This window comes from Rhodovulum sp. DZ06 (genome assembly GCF_050586345.1).
Lineage (GTDB): Bacteria > Pseudomonadota > Alphaproteobacteria > Rhodobacterales > Rhodobacteraceae > JBOCEF01.
Genome location: NZ_JBOCEF010000067.1, coordinates 1 through 21,310 on the forward strand (window position 1 = coordinate 1; position 21,310 = coordinate 21,310).

Here is a 21,310-nt window from a genome sequence, read left to right on the forward strand (position 1 = left end):
CCCCCCCCCCCCCCCCCCCCCCCCCCCCCCCCCCCCCCCCCCCCCCCCCCCCCCCCCCCCCCCCGCCATCCCGCGCCGCCGCCCGTCATTCCAGGCGCAGCGCCTTACAGGCCGCCCTCGCGGGCGATGAACTCGACGATCTCGTCCACGCCCACGCCGTTCCGCAGCTGCGCGAAGACCGTCCCGCGGCCGCGGCGCATCGCGGCGCTGTCGGACTTCATCCGCTCGAGATCCGCGCCCACGTAAGGCGCGAGATCCGTCTTGTTGACCACCAGCAGGTCCGAGCGGGTCAGCGCCGGGCCGCCCTTGCGCGGGATGTCGTCCCCCGCCGCCGTGTCGATGACATAGACCGTCAGGTCCGCCAGCTCGGGCGAGAAGGTGGCCGACAGGTTGTCCCCCCCGCTCTCGATGAAGATGACGTCGAGGTCCGGGTGCCGCGCACGCATCTCCGTCACGGCGGCGAGGTTGATGCTCGCATCCTCGCGGATCGCGGTGTGGGGGCAGCCGCCGGTCTCCACCGCCATGATCCGGTCCGAGGGCAGCGCCTGGGAGCGCATCAGCGCCTCGGCGTCCTCGCGCGTGTAGATGTCGTTCGCGATGGCGGCGACGGACCAGCGGTCGCGCATCGCCTTGCACAGCCGGTCGGTCAGGGTGGTCTTGCCGGCGCCGACGGGGCCGCCGATGCCCACGCGCAGCGGGCCGTTGGGGGATGGCATGTGGGGTCTCCGAAGGGTCTTGGGTCTTCGCGCATCAGGCCCGGCGCAGGGGGCCGAGGCAAGGGGGGATCAGGAGCGGAACAGCCGCGGCTGCTGCACCTCGTGCCGCATCGCGGCGATGTCGGCGGCGAAGGCGGCGCCGCCCACGGCGTCCAGCGGGGCGCCTTCCGCCGCCGCCGCCACCCGCAGCGCGACGGGGGCGAGGGCGGCGAGCGCCTGCTGCGCCTCGGTATGGCCCAGCGGGACCAGCCGCTGCGCCGCGGAGGCCAGCGTCGCCGCGAAGGCCTGCAGATAGGCGGGCAGGGCGAGCTCCAGCGGAATGCCATGCGCCCGGGCCGCCCGCCCGAAGGCGACGGGGTAGGGCGCGGGGGACAGGTCCCGCGGCCCCCAGCTGGCGGCGGTGGCGGCGGCGAAAGCGGCCCCGAGGGCGAGCGTCTCGGCCCGCCGCTCCTTCGACGGGGCCAGCGCCTCGGCCAGTTCCGCCGGGGCGTCGTCCGCCGGGTCGCGCCAAGCATGGGCCAGCAGGATCGCGTCCGAGCGCCCCGCGCCATGTTCGAGGCAATCGGCGGCGAAGGCGCGGAAGGCGGCCGCGTCCGTCACCGCGCCCTCCGCCACCGCGTTCTCCAGCCCGTGGGACCAGGCGAAGGCGCCGGTGGGATAGCCCGAGCTCAGCCATTGCGACAGGATCAGCGCGGCTTCGGCGGGGGATTTCTGCGTCTCAGTCATCGGCGCGCTCCGCAAGGCGGTCCAGCTTGCCCCGGCGCCAGTAGTGCAGCTCCCGCGCCAGCCGGATGGTGGGTTTCAGGGCGAAGCAGACCGAGCCGACGAGGAACAGCCACGTCCCGGCATTCTGCCACGCCTCGGAGAAGAACATGACCGAGCCGATCACGAACAGCGCCGCCGCGGTGAAATCGACGGCGGTGTAGAGGATCTCGGTCGCCGCGTGGATCTCGCGGTTCTCGGCCGCGTTATGGGCGGCGGGGTCGAACAGCCTCACGGGCGGCTCCGGCGGGCGGGGGCCTCAGTGGTCATGGTCATGCGCGTGGGAATGACCGTGGTGGTGATGGTCGTGCGCGTGGTCGTGGTGATGGTCGTGGTCATGCGCGTGATCATGGGAGTGCCCGTGCCCGGCGCCCGGTCCCTCGGCCCGGATATGGGCGTTCGGGTCCTCGTGCGGGTCGTGGGAGTGGCTGTGGCCATGGGTGCGCCCGTGGCCGTAAGCGCCGCCCTCGGGGGTGAAGGGTTTGGAGAGGAAGGTCAGCTCCGCCCCCAGCCGGGCCAGCATGTCCTCGAGCACCTTGTCCCGGCGGATGGTCAGCCGGTCCGCCTCGATCTGCGTGGGCAGGTGGCGGTTCCCGAGATGCCAGGCGAGGCGGGCGAGATGCGTCGCGTCCTGGCCGCGCACCTCGGTGCAGGGCTCGGGCGCCGCCTGGATCAGCACCTCGCGCCCGTCGGAGAGGAGGAGCGCCATGCCGTGGGGGAGTTCCGTGGCCTCGGGCAGGTCGAGGAGGAAGGATTCCCCGGCGTCCGTGGTCAGCCGCGCGCGGCGGCGCCAGCGGTCGTCATAGGCGAGGGTGACGGTGGCGGCGGGCGCGGTGGGGGCGGTGAGGGTGTGGGCGTGGGTCATTAGAATGGATTCCGCAAAAGAAACTCATCGCTAAGAGGGAGTTGCTGTCTCGCTAAAGACTCTAAAGTGCATCTGTAATTGGCATAAATGCACCGGTCATATTTATCTACAAGGCAGTATCGCAGGTCGCCATGATTGTCCTCAATTTCAAACATTTCTACTGCCGAGCTCGCATTCTCAGGGAGGGGAATTGGTCGCACGTCGGAGCCGCGTCTTAGGTGCTCTTTGATGTCAAAGCTTGATTGGCTGTATCCAGGGGTTAGGTTTGACCCCATGATTATGTTGGCGCTACTCAGCGGTATTGATACATCAGCTACGCTGATAAGGTCTGGATTTGTGCGATCTGGATCGTAGTAAAGTGCGGTACGCGTTTTGGAGTTTTGAAGCGCTTCAAGAAGTGGGAAAAAGTCCATATCAGATGTAAAAATTTGCGCGCCGTCTATATTTCCTCTGAGCGCGTGTTGTAGGCATTCGACGGCTAGGAGCACATCGACGCCCTTTTGCTCCCTTCTCCGCCCTCGTCTTGTCAGTGCGGGCCGCACGAAACACCCTTTCTGTGCCGATATTCGGCGGAACTCTGCTTCTTTTCTGTGAAATTCGGGGGAGTCTTGGGCGCTTTCAGGATATGCGTCATAGTAAAAAACGCGTTCTGAGGCGTTGCAGAGTTTCGATTCATAAAGTGTAAACTCAGTGCTTCCACCTGATTTCGAAATTTCAACATTAAATTCCTCAGAAACCTTTTCGACGAGTTTGTTGAGAAATTCACCGTCAATAAACGCGTAATTTCGCATTGCGCCCCTCAGAACATAAAATACCGCTGCGCCATCGGCAGCACCTTCGCCGGCTCGCAGGTCAGAAGCTCGCCATTCGCACGCACCTCATACGTCTCCGGGTGCACCTCGATCTCCGGGCATTCGGCGTTCAGCTGCATCGCCGACTTGCCGATCCCGCCGCGCACGTTGGAGATCGCGACCAGCTCCTTCGCCACCCCGAGGCTCTCGCGCAGGCCGCCATCCACCGCCGCCTGGCTGGTGAAGATCGCCGCCGAGCGCTCCACCGCGCGGCCCATCGCGCCGAACATCGGGCGCGAATAGACCGGCTGCGGCGTCGGGATCGAGGCGTTCGGATCGCCCATCTGCGCCACCGCGATCATCCCGCCCAGCAGCACCATCTCGGGCTTCACGCCGAAGAAGGCCGGGTTCCACAGCACGAGATCCGCGCGCTTGCCGACCTCGATGGAGCCGATCTGCGAGGACATGCCATGCGCGATCGCCGGGTTGATCGTGTACTTGGCGATATAGCGGCGAACGCGGAAATTGTCATTGTCGCCAACCTCTTCCGAGAGGCGGCCGCGCTGGCGCTTCATCTTGTCGGCGGTCTGCCAGGTGCGGATCAGCACCTCGCCCACGCGCCCCATGGCCTGCGAATCCGAGGCGATGATCGAGAACGCGCCCATGTCGTGCAAGATGTCCTCGGCCGCGATGGTCTCGCGCCGGATCCGGGATTCCGCGAAGGCCACGTCCTCGGGGATCGATTTCGACAGGTGATGGCAGACCATCAGCATGTCGAGATGCTCTTCGAGCGTGTTCACCGTGAAGGGGCGCGTGGGGTTGGTGGAGGACGGCAGGACGTTCTCTTCGCCGCAGATCTTGATGATGTCCGGGGCGTGTCCGCCGCCCGCGCCCTCGGTATGGAAGGCGTGAATCGTGCGCCCTTTCAGGGCCTTGACGGTGTTCTCTACGAAACCGGATTCATTGAGCGTGTCGGTGTGGATCATCACCTGCACGTCCATGTCGTCGGCGACCGAGAGGCAGCAGTCGATGGCGCCGGGCGTCGTCCCCCAATCCTCGTGCAGCTTCAGCGCGCAGGCGCCGCCCTTGACCATCTCCTCCAGCGCGCCGGGCAGGGACGCGTTGCCCTTGCCGGCGAGGCCGATGTTCATGGGCACGCCGTCGAGGGCCTGGATCATCCGCCCGATATGCCAGGGCCCGGGGGTGCAGGTGGTGGCCAGCGTGCCATGCGCCGGGCCCGTGCCGCCGCCGAGCATGGTGGTCAGGCCCGAATGCAGCGCGTCCTCGATCTGCTGCGGGCAGATGAAGTGGATGTGGCTGTCAAAGCCCCCGGCGGTGAGGATCCGGCCCTCGCCCGCGATCACCTCGGTGCCCGGGCCGACGATGATGTCGACGCCCGGCTGGGTGTCGGGGTTGCCCGCCTTGCCGATGGCGGCGATGCGCCCGTCCTTCAGGCCCACATCGGCCTTGTAGATGCCGGTATGGTCCACGATCAGCGCGTTGGTGATGACCGTGTCCACGGCCCCCTCGGCGCGGGTCGCCTGGGCCTGGCCCATGCCGTCGCGGATCACCTTGCCGCCGCCGAACTTCACCTCTTCTCCGTAGGTTGTCAGGTCTTTCTCAACCTCGATGAAAAGCTCGGTATCGGCGAGCCGCAGCTTGTCCCCGGTGGTGGGGCCATACATGGCGGCGTATTCGGCGCGGGAGATGGTGGCGGGCATGGCAGGTCTTCCCAGGTTCAGGCGAGGCCGAGCAGCCGCAGTCGTGCGGGGTGCCGGCGGCGATACAGAAGGGTCGCCCAGCGGGCGACGAGTGCGGTTTTCCAGCCCGCCTCGATCTCGATCCGGTCGATGAGCGCGGCGCCGCCCTCGGTCGCGATGACCGAGGAGCGGTGCCGCCACATGTCGACGCCCGAGCCGTCTTCCTCGGACAGGAAGAAGCGCCCGGCGTCGTTCACCTCGCGGATGCGGATGCGGTAGGGCTGCCAGGGCAGCAGGCCGAAGAGCGAGACCTCGCAGGTGAAGTCATCGCCCGTCGCCAGCCGCCCGGTGGGGATGTTGCGCATCGCGACCATGCCCGCGTTCAGCAGCGCGAGCTTGGCGTAATCGGTCGTCACGTCCCACAGCGCGTCGGGCGAGACGGCGTAGTCGTTGCGCACTTCCACGAGGGCCATGGGGCTTACAGCGCCCCCATCACGGCCTGGTTGAAGCCGTAGATGCGGCGCGCGCCGCCGATGGGGATCAGGTTCACCTCGCGGGTCTGGCCCGGCTCGAACCGCACGGCGGTGCCGGCGGGGATGTCGAGGCGCATGCCGCGCGCGGCGGCGCGGTCGAAGGCGAGGCCCTCGTTGGTCTCGGCGAAATGGTAGTGGGAGCCGACCTGCACCGGCCGGTCGCCGGTGTTGGCGACCTCGAGCGTGATCGCCTCGGCGCCTGCGTTCAGCGTGATCTCGCCTTCCGCGGGGATGATCTGTCCGGGAACCAGCATGGCGCGTCTCCTGCTCAGCGTTTGATGAAGCGCCAGGCGGCGAAGCCGGCCATGGCGAGGGCGACGAGGGCCGCGCCCTCCAGCCCGTGGGGATGGGCGTGCCCCTGAGGCCCGCCATGGGCCAGCGCGGCGGCGGGGGCGAGGATCAGGGCGACGGCGAAAGCTTTCATCTTCAGGTCCTTGATCGACATTCTTCAGTTGGTGTCGGAAGTGGCGGCGTCGTGATGCGCCCGCTCCAGCCAATAGGTCTTGTCGCCAAACAGCGCATCCAGCGCCGCGGCGGAGGGCGCGTCGAGATGGGGCAGCCGGTCGAACCGGTGGCGGGACATCCAGCCATGCAGGTCCACCGGCTCGTCCAGCGGCAGGATCCCGCCGTCCAGCAGGACAACGCGGGTCCCCGGGGCGAGGTCCCGCAGCCCGTGCTCCAGCCACTCGTATTCCTCGCGGTCCTCGGCGCCGACGGCGTCGTCCGGGCCGAGCCCGGCGAGATGGCGCGCGACCTCCTCGGCGGTTCGGGTGCTGTCGGCGACCACGCCCCAGGTGAAGGCGCGCCGGCAGCGCGAGCAGGTGAAAAGCCAGCCGCAGCCGCACCAGGGGCAGTCGAGCTGCCCTGAGGTGGCGACCGCGAAATCCGCCTGCGGATCGCAGTCGCAGAACGAGATCGGATGATCCCCCCCGGCCTTCAGGATCAGCTTCACCATCGGCTCAGCGGATCGGGTGGTGGACGGTCACCAGCTTGGTGCCGTCGGGGAAGGTGGCCTCGACCTGCACTTCGTGGATCATCTCGGGGACGCCCTCCATGCACTGGGCCCGGTGGATCACCGCCGCGCCCGCCTCCATCAGGTAGCTCACGGACTTGCCGTCGCGCGCGCCCTCGACCACGAAATCGGTGATCAGGGCGATCGCCTCGGGGTGGTTGAGCTTCACGCCGCGGGCGAGGCGCTTGCGGGCCACCTCGGCGGCCATGGCGACCAGCAGCTTTTCTTTTTCACGCGGGCTCAGGTTCATCGGGCAGGTCCTTACAGAGTCCAGACTTTCGGCAGCGGCGCGCCGCGAAGGGCGGCCAGCAGCGGGATCATGCGGCGGCGCAGGGCGAAACCGGAAGGGGCGAGAAGCCGCGCCACGAGAATATCGTCGGCGACCAGGCTCAGCCCCGCGCCGGGGGCGTCGCCGAGCGCCTCGCGCGCGCCCCGCTCCATGTCCGCGGCGCCGGGGGCGGCCAGCAGGATCGTGGCGCAGGCGCCGGCGCCGTCCAGGCAGAAGGCGCGCCCCAGCGCGTCGGGGCCCGAGAGGCGCAGCGTGTCGGCGAAGACCAGCTTTCCGTCCCGGCGCACGCGCCAGGCGTCGGTGAATTCCACCGCCTCCAGCCGCTCTCCCATCGCGGCGCGGCCGAACAGGACGGATTCGCAGGCGAGGAGCGCGGCGTCCCCTTCCAGCGCCGCGTCGAAGCGGCGCGACAGGGCGCAATGGTCGAAGAGAATCGTCTCCTGCGGCAGCCAGTCGATTCGCCCGCCATCGGCGACCGAAAGCTCGGCCCGCACCTCGCCCGATTCGCCGGGCTGGGCGCGATATCCGCGCTCGCAGGCCTGGGTGGTCAGCGTCAGCCGCGCGCCCCCGGCCGCCGCGCCGCCCCACAGGATGCGGTCGCCGCCGGTGATGCCGCCCGCGGTGTTGACCAGCACGGCGTCGAGCCCGGGGCCCGCCGTCATCGGCAGCAGCGCCTTGCAGCAGCCCGCCTGGCGCAGGTCTTTCAGGCGCGACTCCGCCCCTGCGCCCACGCGCGCTTCGCCCACCGCGCGCGGCTGTTTCGGCGCGTCGGCGGGAATTTCCGTCGGTTTTTGACCCTGGATCGTCTCGATCATGCCCATGGGGCGCTTCGCTCCCTCGTTTCGCCTCAACTATAGGCGCCGGGGAGTCGGTTGGCGTGCTCAAACTTTCCCATTCAGCGGGGCTGAACTGAACAAAATTTAATCATGTCCCGCAAAGTGACCGTTTCCGGGTCCTTCGCGCTTGCAGCGAAGCGGCGGCGGGGTCTCACTTGACCTCGCCGGGACCGAGGAGCCTTCGCGATGAGGGGGGAGGCGGGCCGGGCGCGCGACGAGAACTCCACGGGTCCAATCGCAAGGTTCCCGCCGCGCATGAAGCAAACAGAGCGGATCCGCCCGCTTCAGGCCGCACCACATAGCGGTCTTCGTGCAGCGCGCAAGACGCGCCGCGCCGGGCGCAAGAGATCCGCGGCAGGAGTGACACATGAAAATCCTTCGCAACGCCCTTCTGGGCCTCGCCGCCACCACCGCGCTGACCTCGGGCGCGGCCGCCCAGGAAGACACCATCAAGGTCGGCATCCTGCACTCGCTCTCCGGCACCATGGCGATCTCCGAGACGACGCTCAAGGACGTCATGCTCATGCTGATCGAGGAGCAGAACAAGAAGGGCGGCGTGCTGGGCAAGAAGCTCGAGGCCGTCGTCGTCGACCCGGCCTCCGACTGGCCGCTCTTCGCCGAGAAGGCGCGCGAGCTGATCGAGGTCAACAAGGTCTCGGCCGTGTTCGGCTGCTGGACCTCGGTGTCGCGCAAGTCGGTCCTGCCGGTGTTCGAGGAGCTGAACAGCCTCCTGTTCTACCCGGTGCAGTACGAGGGTGAGGAATCCCAGCGCAACGTGTTCTACACCGGCGCAGCCCCGAACCAGCAGGCCATCCCCGCCGTCGACTACCTGATGGAGAACGAGGACGTCACCCGCTGGGTCCTGGCCGGCACCGACTACGTGTACCCGCGCACGACCAACAAGATCCTCGAGGCGTACCTGAAGTCGAAGGGCGTCGCCGAAGAAGACATCATGATCAACTACACGCCGTTCGGGCACTCCGACTGGCAGACGATCGTGTCCGACATCAAGGCCTTCGGTTCGGCCGGCAAGAAGACCGCGGTGGTGTCCACCATCAACGGCGACGCCAACGTGCCGTTCTACAAGGAACTGGCCAACCAGGGCATCTCGGCCGAAGACATTCCCGTCGTCGCCTTCTCGGTGGGCGAGGAAGAGCTCGCCGGCCTCGACACCGGCCCGCTGGTCGGCCACCTGGCCGCCTGGAACTACTTCATGACCGCCGAGTCCGAGGCCAACGACGCCTTCATCGAGGCCTGGCAGTCCTTCATCGGCTCGGAAGAGCGCGTGACCAACGACCCGATGGAAGCCCACTACATCGGCTTCAACATGTGGGTGAAGGCGGTCGAGGCGGCCGGCACCACCGATCCCGACGCGGTGATCGACAGCATCGTCGGCGTGTCCGTGCCGAACCTGACCGGCGGCTACTCCTCGATGATGCCGAACCACCACATCACCAAGCCGGTGCTGGTCGGCGAGATCCAGGCCGACGGCATGCTCGAGACCGTGTGGGAGACCCCCGGCCTCGTCGTGGGCGACGCCTGGTCCGACTACCTGCCGGAATCCTCGGTCCTGATCTCCGACTGGCGCGCGCCGATGTCCTGCGGGAACTTCAACGTCGAGACCGGCCAGTGCGGCGGTAAAGGCCAGTGATCGGCGCCTGCTGAGCGTCGGGCCCCCGGGCCCGGCGATCCCAAGCTGACGGGGGGGCGCCCGCGCCCCCCGTCACCCCGCCCCGCCCGCGCGTCTCCTCCCCGCGCGGACCGGGGCCTCATCTTTCGGCGCGCCTCCGATCAGGGGCGAGGGGCGCCGAGGGGCGCGGGGACCGGCCCCGGGGCGCGCAGCCCCCGCCGGGCCGGTCCTTCCACCGCGCCGCAGGGCACAAGGCGATACACATGACACCGCTCCGCCGCATCGCGCTCGCGCTCGTCTGGGTCCTGGGAATGCTGGCCGCGCCCGTCGCGGCCCAGGCCCAGGCCGAAGACGGGGCGCTCGAAGCGCTCGTCGCGCAGCTTCCCGACGGAAATTACGGCGACCGCGAGGCGGTCATCGAAGCCATCGCCGCCACCGGCGACGACCGCGCCGTGGGCGTGCTGACCGCGCTCGGCGAGGGCGAGCTGCAGCAGCTCAAGTCCAATGACCAGGTCGTCCGCGTCGTCTATGCCGACCGGACCTACACCGCCTATGACGCCATCACCGGCGAGACGATCGGAGAGATCGGCCGCCGCGACGGCTCCAAGGTCCGGGTCAACAACAGCCTGCGCCGCGCCATCCGCGCCGCGGTCGCGCAGCTGACCCTCGGCTCGCAGGACCCCGACAAGCGGCTGCTCGCGGCCGAGAACCTGCTGAAGGCGCCCGATCCCGAGATGATCGAGGCGCTCGACGCGGCCCTCGCGACCGAGGCCGACGACGGCGTGCGCGCCGCCATGGGCACCGCCCGCGCCGCCGCCGTCCTGGTCTCCGATCTCGGGACCGACCAGAAGGTCGCCGCGCTCGACCGGCTGGGCGCGGAGGGGGCGCTGTCCTCGCTCGCCCTCATCAACGCCCAGCTCGAGAACGAGGACGCGGAGGTCGCCGCCGCCGCGGTCCGCGCCAAGGAGCTGATCGAGCAGTCCAAGGCGCTCTGGGACCTCGGTCAGAACATCTGGTACGGCGTCTCGCTCGGCTCGGTGCTGATGCTGGCGGCCATCGGCCTCGCGATCAGCTTCGGCGTCATGGGGGTCATCAACATGGCCCATGGCGAGCTGGTGATGATCGGCGCCTACACGACCTACGTGGTGCAGGAGATCATCCGCAACAACGCGCCCGAGCTGTTCGGCGCCTCGCTGGTGATCGCCGCGCCGCTCGCCTTCCTCATCTCCGGCGCCATCGGCGTGGCGATCGAGCGGGGCGTGGTGCGCTACCTCTATGGCCGCGCGCTGGAAACGCTGCTCGCCACCTGGGGCGTGTCGCTGATCCTGCAGCAGGCCGTGCGCACCATCTTCGGCCCGACAAACCAGGAGGTCGGCAACCCCGACTGGATGTCGGGCGCCTTCGAGCTCGGGCAGATGACCATCACCTGGAACCGGCTCTGGATCCTCGTCTTCGCGCTGGCGGTGTTCCTGCTGCTGCAGGCGATCCTGAAGAAGACCCCGATGGGTCTGCAGATGCGGGCGGTCACGCAGAACCGCAAGATGGCCGACGCGATGGGCGTGAAGACCGGCTGGGTGGACGCGATGACCTTCGGCCTCGGCGCCGGGATCGCGGGCCTCGCGGGCGTGGCGCTGAGCCAGATCGACAACGTCTCCCCGAACCTCGGGCAGGGCTACATCGTGGACAGCTTCATGGTCGTGGTCTTCGGCGGGGTCGGCAACCTCTGGGGCGCCTTCGCGGGGGCCTTCACCCTCGGCATCGTCAACAAGTTCCTCGAGCCTTACGCGGGCGCCGTGCTCGGCAAGGTCCTGGTGCTGATCTTCATCATCCTCTTCATCCAGCGCCGGCCCCGGGGCCTGTTCGCGCTCAAGGGCCGCGCGGTGGAGTGACCCCATGCTGCTGAAATCTCTCGACGCACGATCCTACGTCTTCCTCGTGGTGCTGGCCGTCTTCGCGGCGGCGGTGCCGATCCTCAACCTCACCCAGGCGCCGGGGACGGCCTTGCACGTGCCCAACTACATGGTCGCGCTGTTCGGCAAGTACCTGTGCTACGCGCTGCTCGCGCTGTCGGTCGACCTGATCTGGGGCTATGCGGGGATCCTGTCCCTCGGGCACGGCGCGTTCTTCGCCCTCGGGGGCTATGCCATGGGCATGCACCTGATGCGCGAGATCGGCCCCCGCGGCGTCTACGGCAACCCCGAGCTGCCGGACTTCATGGTGTTCCTGAACTACCAGGAGCTGCCCTGGTTCTGGCTCGGCTTCGACATGTTCTGGTTCGCCGCCCTCATGGCCATGGTGGTGCCGGGGCTGCTCGCCTTCGTGTTCGGCTTCCTCGCCTTCCGGTCGCGGGTGACGGGCGTGTACCTGTCGATCATCACCCAGGCGATGACCTATGCGCTGCTGCTCGCCTTCTTCCGCAACGACATGGGCTTTGGCGGCAATAACGGGCTGACCGACTTCAAGGATGTGCTGGGGTTCGATCTGCAGGCGCCCGAGACGCGCGCCGGCCTCTTCGTCGCCTCCGCCATCGCGCTGGCGCTCGGCTACCTCGTGTGCCGCGTCGTCGTCGCGAGCCGCGCGGGCAAGATCCTGGTGTCGATCCGCGATTCCGAGAGCCGCGCGCGGTTCCTCGGCTACCGGGTCGAGGGCTACAAGCTCTTCGTCTTCACCCTCTCGGCCATGCTCGCCGGGGTCGCGGGCGCGCTCTACGTGCCGCAGGTGGGCATCATCAACCCCGGCGAATTCGCGCCTGCGAACTCCATCGAGATCGTGATCTGGGTCGCCGTCGGGGGCAGGGGGCTGCTGGTCGGCGCCGTCGTGGGCGCGATCCTCGTGAACGCGGCCAAGACCCTCTTCACCGGGATCCTTCCCGACTACTGGCTCTTCGCCCTGGGCGCGCTGTTCATCGGCGTCACGCTCTTCCTGCCCAAGGGCGTTCTCGGGGGGCTGCCCTTCATGCAGGGCGGCTTCCGGTCCGGCAAGGGTTCGCCCCAGGCGAAGCCCGCGGAATGAATGGAGTGATGCGATGACCGTGCAGGCTGCGAATTCGATCCTCTACCTCGACGGCGTGAACAAGACCTTCGACGGCTTCAAGGCGATCAACAACCTCGCCCTGGTGCTTCAGAAGGGCGAGATGCGCGCCATCATCGGCCCCAACGGGGCGGGCAAGACCACGATGATGGACATCATCACCGGCAAGACCCGGCCCGATGAGGGCGACGTCCTGTTCAACGGCGAGATCGACCTGACCAAGGAGGACGAGGCCTCGGTCGCGCGCCTCGGGATCGGGCGCAAGTTCCAGAAGCCGACGGTGTTCGAGACGCACACCGTCGAGGACAACATCCTGCTGAGCCTCGACCAGAAGCGCGGCGTGTTCGACATGCTCTTCGCCACGCGCACGGCCAAGGAGCAGGCCCGGATCGACGAGCTTCTGGCGCTGATCCGGCTCGAGGGCCGCCGCGACGAGCTCGCCTCGGCCCTGTCGCACGGCCAGAAGCAGTGGCTGGAGATCGGGATGCTGCTGGCGCAGGACCCCAAGGTCCTGCTGGTGGACGAGCCCGCCGCGGGCATGACCGACGCCGAGACGATGGAGACCGCCAAGCTTCTGCGCGAGATCGCGGGCGAGCGCACGGTCGTCGTCGTCGAACATGACATGGAATTCGTCGAGGCGCTCGGCGTGAAGGTGACCGTGCTGAACGAAGGCTCGGTCCTGGCGGAGGGGAGCCTCGAGCAGGTCTCGAAGAACCCCGCCGTCATCGAAAGCTACCTGGGACGCTGACATGCTCGACTGCACCAACCTGGACCTCCATTACGGCGCCGCGCAGGCCCTCAAGAAGGTCGCGCTGAAGGCCCAGCCGGGCAAGGTCACCTGCGTGATGGGCCGGAACGGGGTCGGCAAGACGTCCCTGATGCGCGCCATCATCGGGCAGGAGAAAATCACCGGCGGCGACATCACCTGGGAGGGGACCAGCATCTCCTCCATGCGCCCGCACGAGAGGGCGCGCCGGGGCCTCGCCATCGTCCCGCAGGGGCGGGAGATCTTCCCGCTGCTGACGGTGAAGGAAAACCTGGAAACCGGCTTCGCCCCGCTGGCGCGCAAGGACCGCTACATCCCGCGGGAGATTTTCGACCTGTTCCCGGTGCTGGAATCGATGCTCGGCCGCCGCGGCGGCGACCTTTCGGGCGGCCAGCAGCAGCAGCTCGCCATCGGCCGGGCGCTGGTGACGCGTCCGCGGCTCTTGATCCTCGACGAGCCGACCGAGGGCATCCAGCCCTCGATCATCAAGGATATCGGCCGCGCCATCGAGGTTCTGCGCGCCAAGGGCGACATCGCCATCGTGCTGGTGGAGCAGTATTTCGAATTCGCCTGGGCGCTGGCGGACGAGGTGATGGTGCTCGACCGCGGCGAGGCGGTGATCGCCGGGCCCAAGGCGGACCTGGTCGAGACCGAGGTGCAGAAGAAGCTCTCGGTCTGACGGACCGGGCAGGATCAGCGCGCCGGAGGCTCCGGCGCGGCTGGGGGTGACGAGGAGCGGGGCGGCGGGCCGTGGGGGTCCGCCGCCCCGTTTGCATGCGTGGGGGGGGCGTAGGGGGTGCGCCCCGGCGGGGCCGGCGCGCCCGGAATGCGAGGGGGAGGGAGGGGATACGCGGCCCGCTGACGCAGTGCGTCAGCCCCCCTCGCGCTCCCCCTCCCTCCCCGCGAACGGGGCGCATTGACCCGGGCCGCGCGCGTGGGCGAGGCTGCGCCGCAGGATTGCGGGAAGGGCCGGGATGACCACCGAGCAAACCGAGAACAGGCATCCGCCCGGGCGCGCGGCCCAGACCTCCGATCTGCGCCTGAAGCCGCGCTGGCTGGCGCTGGGGATCTTCCTCGGCGCGGCGGCGGGGTCGCTGGCGCAGGGCGTCCTCTTCGTCGTGTGCTCCATCGCCGGAAAACACCTGTTCGGGTTCGTCTATGTCGGGGACGTCAAGGGGCTCGTGAGCCTCGCCGCATTCTTCACCATCTTCGGCCTCGCCCCCTGGGGCGCGGTGACCCTGATCGTGGGAACGCCGGCGGCGCCGCTGTTGCATCGGGCGGGGTGGCGCGGCGCCGCAGCGCTGCCGCTCGCCGCGCTTGTCTCGGCCATCCCGTTGGCGGCGCTTCTGACATGGGCCGAAGGGGGCTCTGAGACGATGACCCTGTTGTCGGTCTCGGCGGTCGCGGCGGCCCCGGTCGCGGGCGCGGTGCTGCGCGAGATGATCTATGGCGACTGGGCGCAGGGGCGGCGGCCGCTGCCGGACGCCTCGGTGTTCGAGTGACCGGGGGCAGGGCGACGAACACGACCGAAAAGCGGGACCTCCGCGCCGCCGCCGTCGTCGGGCTGGTCTGGGCGCTGATGCTGTCGGGCGGCGGCTTGGTGATGGTGTTCGGATCCATGGCGATGGTCATCTGGGGCCTGCGCGAGCTGTCGTTCAGGCCGCTTGAGCTGCTCCCCATCCTCCTGCTGCCGCTGCCGCTCTGGTGGGCCGGTCTGCGCTGGATCGGCGCGCCCCTCATCGCCCGTCTGCCGGGGCCGGGCCTGGCGGGAGGGCTGCTGATGGCGGCGCGCGGCATCGCGGCGCCGCCGCTGGGGTTGGCGGCCTTGTTCTCCGTTGTGGAGCTGACCACGGAGGGCTCCGTGGACGTGACGCTTGGCTTCGCCGCAGACCCGACGGGGCTCTGGCTGCTGCTGCTGGCAACCCAGCCCGGCGGGCTGTGCGCGGCCTTCGTGATGTACGGCATGCTGAAATCGGCGCCTGCGCCCGAGCCCTGAGACGCGAAAGGGGGCGGCCCTTTCGGACCGCCCCCCCTTCCAGCGCGATGACGCCTCGGTCAGCTCGCCTTCTTGAAGAACGCGTCGAGCTTCTGCTCGGCCTCGTCCTTGGCATAGCCGTATTTCTCCTGGATCAGGCCGACCAGCTTGTCCTTGTCGCCCTCGGCCTGCGCGACCTCGTCATCGGTCAGCTTGCCCCATTCGGACTGCACCTGGCCCTTCAGCTGGCTCCAGTTGCCTTTCACCACATCCCAGTTCATCTCGCTCTCTCCTTGCCTTGCGGCCGCGCCTGCGGCGGCGGCGGCCATTGGGGCGGCGCGGCGACGGGCCCGGGGGCGTCCCCGGAACATGCGCCTCGCCGCGGATCGCCGCGCCGGGGCCCCTTGGGAAGACCTGCTGCGCGGCGGCGACGACCCATGACCTAGGGGACGGCGCCGGGAAATCGAGCGGATCGGCGCCGGGCGCGCCCGGAAGTCTTCGCACCCGCGCCTTTGGGCCGCCCCGAATGCAGGTCATGCAGGCGAAAGCACGGGGCAACGCGGAAAGGAGCGCCGCCATGGGTTGGATCAGGTCGGACCGACGCGCCAGCCTTCCACGCAGCCTGCTGGGCGCGGGGGTCTTCGCCCTCGCGGGCGCGGGGCTGCAGGCGACGGGGATCTGCGCGGGGATCGCGCTCGGCAATTCCGTCAACCTGTCCGAGGCGGGCGAGCTGGTCGGGGTCTGGGTGTTCCTCGTCTCCGTCGGCCTGGTCGCCTGGGGCGCGGCGGCGGCGGCCGGGTTCTGGCCCGCGCTCTGGCTCTGCCACTGGGCGGGGTTGCGCGGGGCCGCGGCGCTTCCGGCGCTCTCGGCGCCCGCGGCGGCGGTGTTCGGGATGGCGGTCTTCGACATCCGCCTCGACCGCCTGGACGGCGAGGCGGAGCTGCTGATCGTCGCCATCCTCGTCGCCCCGGTCGCCGCGCTGCTCGGGCGCCTGGCGGCCTATGGGCGGGCGCTTGACCCGCCCCCGCCGCCGGGCGACGCTTCGCCGTCCCGTCCATCCCCGGAGCCCCCATGAACGACTACGACCGCGGCCGCCTGAACCTGCCCTTCACCGGCATCGCCTCTTTCGGCAAGTTCCCGATCCAGCCGGACTGGAGCGCCATCGACGCCGACGCCTGCATCCTCGGCGCGCCCTTCGACGGCGGCACCCAGTTCCGCCCCGGCGCCCGCTTCGGCCCCCGCTCGGTCCGCGAGGCGTCGACGCTGTTCTCCTTCGGCCATGCCGGGGCCTATGACCACGAGGACGACGTCACCTACCTGCCGCCGGCGTCCGAGGGCGGCCCGCGCATCGTGGATGTCGGCGATGCGGACATCATCCACACCGACACGATCGCCTCCCACGCCAATATCCGCGCAGGCGTCGAGGCGATCCTGGCGGCGGGCGCGCTGCCGGTGACCATCGGCGGGGATCATTCCATCACCATCCCCTGCATCGAGGCGTTCGCCGGCCAGGACCCGATCCATGTGGTGCAGATCGACGCGCATCTCGACTTCGTGGACAGCCGCCACGGCGTCACCCGCGGCCATGGCAACCCGATGCGCCGCGCGGCCGAGAAGGACTACGTCACCGGCCTGACCCAGGTGGGGATCCGCAACGTCTCCTCCACCGCCCGCGAGGGGTACGAGGACGCGCGCCGCATGGGCTCGGACATTCTTTCCGTGCGGCAGGCGCGGGCCCTGGGCATGGAGGCCGTCGCCGCCCGCGTCCCCGAGGGCGCGCGCGTCTACCTGACCATCGACATCGACGGGTTCGACCCCTCCATCGCGCCGGGCACGGGCACGCCCTCGCACGGAGGGTTCCTCTATTACGAGGGGCTGGAGTTCATCGACGCGCTGGCGCAGCGCAACCGGATCGTGGGCATGGACCTGGTCGAGGTCGCCCCGGCCTATGACCCGACCGAGACGACTCAGGTGCTGGCCGCGCAACTGCTGCTGAACGCGCTGGGGCGGATTTTCCATCACCGCCCCAGCTGAGGGCCGCATCATCCGAGCAGCTGCGCGACCGCCTCGCGTCCCGCATCGGTGAGCCGGTAGCGGATGGCGCCGCTGATCCGGCGTCGCTCGGCAAGCGCCTCGATCGGCTTGTTCAGCCCGGCGAGGTCGGCCTCGGTCAGGTGCTCCTTCATCTGCCAGGACAGGTAGGTCAGCGCGCCCTGCGCCGTGCTGTCGTCGAGACCCGCATCGAGGAAGGCCGCACGGATCGAGGTGAACTCCACCCAATCGGCCGGGTCCGCGTCCAGGAGGCATTTGAGCAGCAGCCTGCGCGCCTCATTGACCGGAGAGGTATCGAAGCTGTCGAGGATACGGTCGGCGATGGAGGCGTCTTCCAGTACGGGCGACGCGCTGCGCATCTTTTCGAGAAGGGCGGCCACAGCGGACACTTCGGCGAGGGAGCGGCATTCAGCGAAAAAGCGTTGGTCGGTCATGGTGTGTCTCCTGTAGAGAGTTGAGCACGTTTAGTGCATGCATCGTGTATGCATGAGATTCGGGTATGCGTCAAGCACGCTTTGAGCATGCTCGTTCGTGCATCCCTTTCCGCCCCCTTCCAGCGCCCCCCGCAACACGTTAAACCGGCCCCAACCACGGAGGGCCCTCATGTCGTTCAACAGCTTCGGTCACATCTTCCGCGTCACGACCTGGGGCGAGTCCCATGGCCCCGCGCTCGGCGCCACCGTCGACGGCGTGCCGCCGGGCGTCCCGATCACCGAGGACGAGATCCAGGTCTGGCTCGACAAGCGCCGCCCGGGCCAGAACCGCTACATGACCCAGCGCAACGAGCCCGACCGGGTGAAGATCCTCTCGGGCGTGTTCGAGGGGGTGACCACCGGGACCTCGATCCAGCTGATGATCGAGAACACCGACCAGCGGTCCAAGGACTACTCCGAGATCATGGAGAAGTTCCGCCCCGGCCATGCCGACCTCGCCTATTGGCGCAAATACGGCATCCGCGACTATCGCGGCGGCGGGCGGTCCTCGGCGCGTGAAACCGCGGCGCGGGTGGCCGCGGGCGGGATCGCGCGGGCGGCGCTGGCCAGGCTCGCGCCGGGGCTGAGCATCCGCGGCTGCCTCGTGCAGATGGGGCCGCACAAGATCGACCGCGCCAATTTCGACTGGGACGTGGTGGACCAGAACCCGCTCTGGGTCCCCGACGCCAGGGCGGCCGAGGAATGGCCCGTGCATCTCGACGCCTACCGCAAGTCCGGGTCGTCCGTGGGCGCGGTGATCGAGCTGGTGGCCGAGAACGTCCCCGAGGGGATCGGCGCGCCGATCTACGCCAAGCTCGACAGCGATCTTGCGGGCGCGCTGATGACCATCAATGCCGTGAAGGGCGTCGAGATCGGCGCCGGCTTCGAGGCCGCCGCCCTGACGGGCGAAGAGAACGCGGACGAGATCCTGCCCGATAACGCGGGCGGCTGGCGCTACACCTCCAACCACGCGGGCGGGATCCTCGGCGGCATCTCCACCGGGCAGCCGGTGGTGGCGCGCTTCGCGGTCAAGCCGACCTCCTCGATCCTCACGCCCCGCCGGACCATCACCAAGGGCGGCGCGGCGGCGGAGATCGTCACCAAGGGCCGCCATGACCCCTGCGTCGGCGTGCGCGCCGTGCCGGTGGGCGAGGCGATGATGGCCTGCGTGATCCTCGACCACATCCTGCTCGACCGCGCCCAGACCGGCGGCGAACGCGGCCCCATCGGGGGGATGTGAGATGACCGGGGGCATGGGCGGCGAAACGGCGCTGGAAGCGGACGGCCCGGCGGGCGAGGGCGGGACCGGGGCGGCGACGCCCGTGGCCCCCGCGGACGGCGCCCGCACCGGGACCGGCCTTGCGCCCGGGCGCGCGGGCGGCGACGCGGCGATGGCGGGGGAGCGGCCCTCGGCCTTCATCTTCGACGTGTTCGGCACCTGCGTCGACTGGCGCACCGGCGTCGCGCTGGCGCTGGAGGAGGCGCTGGGGGCGAAGGGCGTCACCGCCGACTGGGACGCGCTGGCCGACGCCTGGCGCAACCTCTACGAACCCGCCATGGCCCCGATCCGGGCCGGGGAGCGGGGGTACGTGGCGCTCGACGACCTGCATCGCGAGACGCTGGAGGCGATGCTGGGCGATCATGGCTTCGCCGACCGGTTCGACGATGACGAGCTGTTCGCGCTGGCCCGGGCGTGGGAGCGTCTGCCGCCCTGGCCGGACGTGCACCTGGGGCTGCGGCGGCTGAAGGCCCTGGCGCCCATCGCGCCCTGTTCCAACGGCTCCATCGCGCTGATGACCCACCTGGGGCGCTTCGCCGACCTGCCCTGGGACTGCGTGCTGGGGGCGGAGATCGCGCAGGACTACAAGCCGAAGCCCGAGGTCTACCGCGCCGCCTGCGCCGCACTGCGGCTGGACCCGTCCGAGGTGATGATGGTGGCCTGCCATCCCGGGGACCTCGACGCCGCGAAGGCCGAGGGCCTGCGCACCGGTTACATCCCGCGGCCCACGGAATGGGGCGAGACGCGGATGGACGACGTGATGGCGGTGGAGGATGCCGCGCGGGCTTACGGCGCCGCCGCGGCGGATCTCGAGGCGCTGGCGGCGCTGTTCGGGGGCTGATCCGGGCGCCGCGGCCTGCTCAGGGCGTGGGGACCGGCTTTGGGGGGCGCAAGGCCCCCGCGCGCCGGTCCCGCCGCGCGGGGCGCGGCGGCTCCTGGCAGGCGGCGCGCGCGCCTCAGCCCCGGGCTGCGGCGGGCACGTTGTCGATCAGCCGCACATCGCCGATGCGGATGGCGGCGAAGATCCGGGCGGGACGGGCCTCGTCCACCACCGAACGTTCCTCCAGCGTCTCGGAATCGCGCATCTCGAGATACTCGACCTCGGCCCCCGCATCGGCCAGCGCATCCGCGGCGGCGTCGAGCGCGGGGTCGGCGGGCGCGCCCGCGGCGATCTCGTCCGCCGCGCGGGTCAGGACGCGGAACAGGCGGCGGGCGACGGCGCGGCCCTCCGCGTCCAGCCGCTCGGCTTCCGAGGAGATGGCGATGTCGTCCATGTCCCGCTCGGTCGCCGCCACGGCCACCTTCACCGGCAGGTCGAAATCGGCCACCAGGCGCCGGGCGATGGCCACCTTCTGCCAGTCCCGCGCGCCGAGGATCACCGCGTCGGGCTGCGCCTGGCCCAGCATCTTGACCATCGTGCGCACGAAGCCGTCGAAGCGGTGCGGCTCATCCTCGCCGCACAGCACCGAGGTCAGCGCGGGCAGGCGGATCTCGGCCTGGAAGCCCGACGGGTAGAACACCCGCGGGGCGGGGGCGTAGAGGGCGTCGACCCCCTCGCGGTCCAGCGCCTCGGCGTCGCGGTCCTCGCTCGGGCAGTATTCGTCGTCGGCCAGGTCCGCGGGCCGGTCCAGCGGGTCCTGGAAGATCGCGCCCAGCACCCGGTCCCAGTCCCGCTGCGCCCGGCGCACGAGCGCGAGATGCCCGTCATGCACCCCGCCCTGCAGCGGGACGAGCGCCACGGTTTCGCCGAAGGCCCGCCAGGAGCGGACGCGCGACCGCAGCTGGTTCGCCGAGCGGATGAGCGGGATGTCGTGCATGGCTCTCTCGCCGGACCCGCCAAGGGGACGGGCCGCCCTTCATCGGGCGTGGTGGGGTTCAATCGGTTTCGGGTCTCAAACGGCGCGGTCCTGAAAATACAGGTTGCATTCAAGAGGTATGCCTGCCGGGGCGGGGGATCAAGGCGGCGGCCTGCGGCGTAGCGCCGGGTGACGCTGGGGAAATGGCGGTATTAACGACGAACGCCGCCCCCCTGGGGGGGGGGGCGGCGCTGTCGGGCGGCGCCTCTGGCGGCGCCGCCTGGCTGCGGGCGGCGTCAGGCGTCGCGGGACGCGCGCGCCTCCAGCTCCTCCAGCGCGGCCTCGGCCGCCGGGCCGCGGCGCGCGGCCAGGGACCGCCACAGCGTCGCCTGGCTGCGCAGGATCGGCTCCCCGGACAGGATCCGCAGGTGGTTGGCGCGCAGCGTCTCGCCGGTCGAGGTGATGTCGACGATGGCCTCGGCGGCCTCGTTGCGCACCACGCCCTCGGTCGCGCCCTGGCTGTCCACCAGCCGGTAATCCGCCACCCCGTTCGCCTTGAACCAGCGCCGCGACAGGGCGTGGTACTTGGTGGCGACGCGCAGCGGCATCCCGTGGCGGGCGCGGAACTGCGCGGCCACGGCGTCGAGGTCCGAGGCGTGCTCCACATCCACCCAGGAGGCCGGGATGGCGACGATCAGGTCGGCATGGCCGAAGCCCATCTCGGCCACCAGGTCGACATGCAGCAGCCCGTTTTCGAGCGAGGCGTTGCGCACCTCCATCCCGTCGGCGAGCACGAAGCTTTTCT

The 21,310-nt window shown here is 69.8% G+C and carries 27 protein-coding genes; 11 read left to right on the top strand and 16 right to left on the bottom strand.

Annotated elements, in window-relative coordinates:
• Window positions 1-104: 104 nt before the first annotated feature.
• From ureG to ACQ5SO_RS19885, 12 genes are all read right to left on the bottom strand, one after another.
• Entirely contained in the window at window positions 105-716 is a 612-nt protein-coding gene (gene ureG, locus ACQ5SO_RS19830; RefSeq protein WP_430943384.1) for an urease accessory protein UreG, read from the bottom strand.
• Between the two features lie 69 nt (window positions 717-785).
• Window positions 786-1,442 (bottom strand): urease accessory protein UreF, encoded by a 657-nt coding sequence (locus ACQ5SO_RS19835; protein ID WP_430943385.1) that lies wholly within the window; start codon window positions 1,440-1,442, stop codon window positions 786-788.
• On the bottom strand, window positions 1,435-1,713 hold the full coding sequence (locus tag ACQ5SO_RS19840) for a YrhK family protein (RefSeq protein ID WP_430943386.1): 279 nt from the start codon (window positions 1,711-1,713) through the stop codon (window positions 1,435-1,437). Before ACQ5SO_RS19840 ends, ACQ5SO_RS19835 begins: the two co-directional genes overlap by 8 nt.
• Window positions 1,714-1,737: 24 nt before the next feature.
• Complete coding sequence (locus ACQ5SO_RS19845; RefSeq protein WP_430943387.1) at window positions 1,738-2,343, bottom strand: urease accessory protein UreE; 606 nt, start codon at window positions 2,341-2,343, stop codon at window positions 1,738-1,740.
• Window positions 2,343-3,134, bottom strand: coding sequence for an NYN domain-containing protein (locus tag ACQ5SO_RS19850; RefSeq protein ID WP_430943388.1), 792 nt, complete (start codon window positions 3,132-3,134; stop codon window positions 2,343-2,345). Before ACQ5SO_RS19850 ends, ACQ5SO_RS19845 begins: the two co-directional genes overlap by 1 nt.
• An 8-nt stretch (window positions 3,135-3,142) precedes the next feature.
• On the bottom strand, window positions 3,143-4,855 hold the full coding sequence (gene ureC, locus ACQ5SO_RS19855; protein WP_430943389.1) for an urease subunit alpha: 1,713 nt from the start codon (window positions 4,853-4,855) through the stop codon (window positions 3,143-3,145).
• Window positions 4,856-4,872: 17 nt separating this feature from the next.
• Window positions 4,873-5,307 carry a hypothetical protein gene (locus tag ACQ5SO_RS19860; protein ID WP_430943390.1) on the bottom strand — a complete coding sequence of 145 codons (435 nt, stop codon included), beginning with the start codon at window positions 5,305-5,307 and terminating at the stop codon, window positions 4,873-4,875.
• A gap of 5 nt (window positions 5,308-5,312) precedes the next feature.
• Complete coding sequence (locus ACQ5SO_RS19865) at window positions 5,313-5,618, bottom strand: urease subunit beta (protein ID WP_430943410.1); 306 nt, start codon at window positions 5,616-5,618, stop codon at window positions 5,313-5,315.
• Between the two features lie 17 nt (window positions 5,619-5,635).
• Window positions 5,636-5,791 (bottom strand): hypothetical protein, encoded by a 156-nt coding sequence (locus tag ACQ5SO_RS19870; protein ID WP_430943391.1) that lies wholly within the window; start codon window positions 5,789-5,791, stop codon window positions 5,636-5,638.
• A gap of 24 nt (window positions 5,792-5,815) precedes the next feature.
• The gene (locus ACQ5SO_RS19875) at window positions 5,816-6,322 is read right to left on the bottom strand and encodes a hypothetical protein (protein ID WP_430943392.1); all 507 of its coding nucleotides are present in this window, start codon (window positions 6,320-6,322) and stop codon (window positions 5,816-5,818) included.
• Between the two features lie 4 nt (window positions 6,323-6,326).
• Entirely contained in the window at window positions 6,327-6,629 is a 303-nt protein-coding gene (locus ACQ5SO_RS19880) for an urease subunit gamma (RefSeq protein ID WP_430943393.1), read from the bottom strand.
• An 11-nt stretch (window positions 6,630-6,640) separates the two neighbouring features.
• A complete protein-coding gene (locus ACQ5SO_RS19885; protein WP_430943394.1) occupies window positions 6,641-7,489 on the bottom strand; it encodes an urease accessory protein UreD in 849 nt (282 codons plus the stop codon).
• 382 nt (window positions 7,490-7,871) lie between these two features.
• Between ACQ5SO_RS19885 and urtA the strand changes: the two genes are divergently transcribed.
• The 7 genes from urtA to ACQ5SO_RS19920 all read left to right on the top strand — a co-directional run bounded on the left by urtA (window position 7,872) and on the right by ACQ5SO_RS19920 (window position 14,926).
• The gene (gene urtA, locus ACQ5SO_RS19890) at window positions 7,872-9,155 is read left to right on the top strand and encodes an urea ABC transporter substrate-binding protein (protein ID WP_430943395.1); all 1,284 of its coding nucleotides are present in this window, start codon (window positions 7,872-7,874) and stop codon (window positions 9,153-9,155) included.
• A 242-nt stretch (window positions 9,156-9,397) separates the two neighbouring features.
• The gene (gene urtB / locus ACQ5SO_RS19895) at window positions 9,398-11,023 is read left to right on the top strand and encodes an urea ABC transporter permease subunit UrtB (RefSeq protein WP_430943396.1); all 1,626 of its coding nucleotides are present in this window, start codon (window positions 9,398-9,400) and stop codon (window positions 11,021-11,023) included.
• A 4-nt stretch (window positions 11,024-11,027) separates the two neighbouring features.
• Window positions 11,028-12,146, top strand: coding sequence for an urea ABC transporter permease subunit UrtC (gene urtC, locus ACQ5SO_RS19900; protein WP_430943397.1), 1,119 nt, complete (start codon window positions 11,028-11,030; stop codon window positions 12,144-12,146).
• Between the two features lie 13 nt (window positions 12,147-12,159).
• Window positions 12,160-12,912, top strand: a complete 753-nt coding sequence (gene urtD / locus ACQ5SO_RS19905; RefSeq protein ID WP_430943398.1) for an urea ABC transporter ATP-binding protein UrtD — start codon at window positions 12,160-12,162, stop codon at window positions 12,910-12,912.
• Window position 12,913: 1 nt separating this feature from the next.
• On the top strand, window positions 12,914-13,609 hold the full coding sequence (gene urtE, locus ACQ5SO_RS19910) for an urea ABC transporter ATP-binding subunit UrtE (protein ID WP_430943399.1): 696 nt from the start codon (window positions 12,914-12,916) through the stop codon (window positions 13,607-13,609).
• A gap of 295 nt (window positions 13,610-13,904) precedes the next feature.
• On the top strand, window positions 13,905-14,432 hold the full coding sequence (locus ACQ5SO_RS19915; RefSeq protein WP_430943400.1) for a hypothetical protein: 528 nt from the start codon (window positions 13,905-13,907) through the stop codon (window positions 14,430-14,432).
• Window positions 14,429-14,926 (top strand): hypothetical protein, encoded by a 498-nt coding sequence (locus ACQ5SO_RS19920; RefSeq protein ID WP_430943401.1) that lies wholly within the window; start codon window positions 14,429-14,431, stop codon window positions 14,924-14,926. The genes ACQ5SO_RS19915 and ACQ5SO_RS19920 overlap by 4 nt, the downstream gene beginning before the upstream one ends.
• A 59-nt stretch (window positions 14,927-14,985) precedes the next feature.
• Here the strand turns inward: ACQ5SO_RS19920 and ACQ5SO_RS19925 are convergent, their stop codons facing one another.
• Window positions 14,986-15,186, bottom strand: coding sequence for a CsbD family protein (locus ACQ5SO_RS19925; RefSeq protein WP_430943402.1), 201 nt, complete (start codon window positions 15,184-15,186; stop codon window positions 14,986-14,988).
• A gap of 296 nt (window positions 15,187-15,482) precedes the next feature.
• On the opposite strand from ACQ5SO_RS19925, the gene ACQ5SO_RS19930 reads away from it, so the two are divergent.
• Window positions 15,483-15,980, top strand: coding sequence for a hypothetical protein (locus tag ACQ5SO_RS19930; protein WP_430943403.1), 498 nt, complete (start codon window positions 15,483-15,485; stop codon window positions 15,978-15,980).
• Window positions 15,977-16,939, top strand: a complete 963-nt coding sequence (gene speB, locus ACQ5SO_RS19935) for an agmatinase (protein ID WP_430943404.1) — start codon at window positions 15,977-15,979, stop codon at window positions 16,937-16,939. The genes ACQ5SO_RS19930 and speB overlap by 4 nt, the downstream gene beginning before the upstream one ends.
• An 8-nt stretch (window positions 16,940-16,947) precedes the next feature.
• Here the strand turns inward: speB and ACQ5SO_RS19940 are convergent, their stop codons facing one another.
• Complete coding sequence (locus ACQ5SO_RS19940; protein ID WP_430943405.1) at window positions 16,948-17,391, bottom strand: hypothetical protein; 444 nt, start codon at window positions 17,389-17,391, stop codon at window positions 16,948-16,950.
• 169 nt (window positions 17,392-17,560) lie between these two features.
• Between ACQ5SO_RS19940 and aroC the strand changes: the two genes are divergently transcribed.
• Window positions 17,561-18,670: a chorismate synthase gene (gene aroC / locus ACQ5SO_RS19945; protein WP_430943406.1), complete on the top strand. Its 1,110-nt coding sequence runs from the start codon at window positions 17,561-17,563 to the stop codon at window positions 18,668-18,670.
• A 1-nt stretch (window position 18,671) separates the two neighbouring features.
• A complete protein-coding gene (locus tag ACQ5SO_RS19950; protein WP_430943407.1) occupies window positions 18,672-19,550 on the top strand; it encodes a haloacid dehalogenase type II in 879 nt (292 codons plus the stop codon).
• A gap of 115 nt (window positions 19,551-19,665) precedes the next feature.
• On the opposite strand, the gene ACQ5SO_RS19955 is transcribed toward ACQ5SO_RS19950, so the two are convergent.
• Both ACQ5SO_RS19955 and hisG read right to left on the bottom strand, forming a co-directional pair.
• Entirely contained in the window at window positions 19,666-20,526 is an 861-nt protein-coding gene (locus ACQ5SO_RS19955; protein ID WP_430943408.1) for a pantoate--beta-alanine ligase, read from the bottom strand.
• Between the two features lie 275 nt (window positions 20,527-20,801).
• On the bottom strand, window positions 20,802-21,310 hold a 509-nt coding region (gene hisG / locus ACQ5SO_RS19960; RefSeq protein ID WP_430943409.1), incomplete at its 5' end, for an ATP phosphoribosyltransferase.